Annotated in this window: 4 protein-coding genes; 3 read left to right on the plus strand and 1 reads right to left on the minus strand. The window is 36.0% G+C overall.

Features of this window, described 5'->3' with window-relative positions; genetic code table 11:
• The 3 genes from F6K22_RS40250 to F6K22_RS40260 all read left to right on the plus strand — a co-directional run.
• Nucleotides 1-217 (plus strand): hypothetical protein (locus F6K22_RS40250; RefSeq protein ID WP_293110706.1); only part of this gene is annotated, 217 nt, incomplete at its 5' end.
• A 14-nt stretch (nt 218-231) separates the two neighbouring features.
• A complete protein-coding gene (locus tag F6K22_RS40255) occupies nt 232-453 on the plus strand; it encodes a hypothetical protein (protein WP_293110707.1) in 222 nt (73 codons plus the stop codon).
• A gap of 164 nt (nt 454-617) precedes the next feature.
• Nucleotides 618-893, plus strand: coding sequence for a hypothetical protein (locus F6K22_RS40260; protein ID WP_293110708.1), 276 nt, complete (start codon nt 618-620; stop codon nt 891-893).
• Nucleotides 894-1,229: 336 nt separating this feature from the next.
• On the opposite strand, the gene F6K22_RS40265 is transcribed toward F6K22_RS40260, so the two are convergent.
• Entirely contained in the window at nt 1,230-1,424 is a 195-nt protein-coding gene (locus F6K22_RS40265) for a hypothetical protein (protein ID WP_293110709.1), read from the minus strand.
• Between the last annotated feature and the right edge of the window lie 264 nt (nt 1,425-1,688).

Raw genomic sequence — 1,688 nt, forward strand, 5'->3', positions numbered from 1 at the left:
TATTGGTTATTCCTTGAGTACCACCGATTTTCTTTTTAAGCACGATGGTACACCGTATCCTTGCAAGGCTGGTACTATTTATCAGTTTGAAACCAAGAAAGTGCATGAAGTACCACCACTTCCACAATCCAGATATGTTTTAATTTGGTGGGAGCCGGACTGGCAATATTGGAAAAAGTATTGGAATCAGACGCAGCAACTTACGTTACCTCTGTAAAGATTTTATATACCATGAGTAATACTATTCTTCGTGCAGAATTAAATCTCTTAGCCAGAGAACTGGCAAACTTGGCTGGATGGGATTATCCAGAAAAATTTGATTTTTTCAATATCGATCCTCGCGATATTAAGCGATCGCGACACAATTTGTATTTACTGCAAGCCATTCGAGCTTTTGAGATAATTCAGAAAGTGGATTTGAGCGATCTTGTCTGCATTCTGTCTGACAATTGAACCTGTAGCGATGTAGCGAATAAACGATGAAAATAACTCTGGAATACAAGATACAAGATTTCTGGATCGGATTATTTTGGCAGACGAAAGCAGGTAAACTTCATATTTATATATGCTTGCTTCCTTGCTTCCCCATTCATATTGTACTAGATAGGAATAAAAAAATGAAAGAGTGGACTGAGAAAACTTATCTTTGCTGCTGGTACAGCATGAGTAGGGTAAACCTTTATAGATTATTTGAGATATGGCTTGAATATCGTAGCTATGAATGCGACGACTTAAGTATTGAAGATATCACAAGCTTGGATTATGGAGGCTGTTGGTCTGATACGGTTAAAAAACGTAGTCCAGAAGAGTATCTGATTATCTGTGAAGGGTACACAGCATTTCATGGAGATTTAAGAGGAGACGAAGAAGTAGATATGCTTAGTCTTTACTAAGTAGTAGCGATCACATAGATGCAGCAATAGCTCAATGGTGTAATTCCATTGGGTTGCATCTAATAGGTATTTTTATGCAAAATTAATTGACTGTCAATTATCTATTACTAAATATTTATTGGTTATTGAATAAACTTAACGTATAGATGTTTAAAAGTCAACCTAACTATGCGTGGAATTCCAAAATCAATAGGTTTCTTAATTGTGGGTAACTGCCAATTTTCTACTTCCAATTTAGCAGGTTGTAATAATGTCGATCTGAAAATTAGAGGTAATTATTAATTGTTAATTGCTGAAGTGCCAGAACAATTTGGACACTGGTCAAGATAGACAACTCTATGCTAGTTCCACCCGTCCTCTCACAACAGAACGTAACAATCTATAAACACTGCGGCGGTCTTCTTCACTAAGGGACTCATCCAATATCGCAGCCAGAAGGCCATAAGGGTCTGATTGAATTAGAGGACATTTGTCAGCAACAGCAACCATGATTTCGTTAATTGCACCGGGGAGTAATTTAATTTGAAGCATGATGATTAACCTTGAACTCTACACTTTTATCATCTCTGGTTTTTTTCGTTGTGGTTGTGAGGAGCAGTTGGAGTAAAGAGTAATTTTTTAGTATTGTGAAGAGTGAGTTATTCAACTATGCAAAAGTGAAGTAGATAAGTAAATTTCGTGACTTATATCACTATTAATTACCTTTTTGACCGAAAATTTTAGGAATTACAATATGATGCTTATAGAAAAACAAAAGATTGATTTAGCAGTTATTCTCACTGGACGTCTAAAAAT

It is taken from the genome of Okeania sp. SIO2F4, from assembly GCF_010672385.1.
Lineage (GTDB): Bacteria > Cyanobacteriota > Cyanobacteriia > Cyanobacteriales > Microcoleaceae > Trichodesmium.

Bases quoted from the DNA above. Each gene is read 5' to 3' on its own strand.
- F6K22_RS40260 (WP_293110708.1), top strand. From the start codon at position 618: ATGAAAGAGTGGACTGAGAAAACTTATCTTTGCTGCTGGTACAGCATG.
- F6K22_RS40255 (WP_293110707.1), top strand. From the start codon at position 232: ATGAGTAATACTATTCTTCGTGCAGAATTAAATCTCTTAGCCAGAGAA.
- F6K22_RS40265 (WP_293110709.1), bottom strand. From the start codon at position 1,424: ATGCTTCAAATTAAATTACTCCCCGGTGCAATTAACGAAATCATGGTT.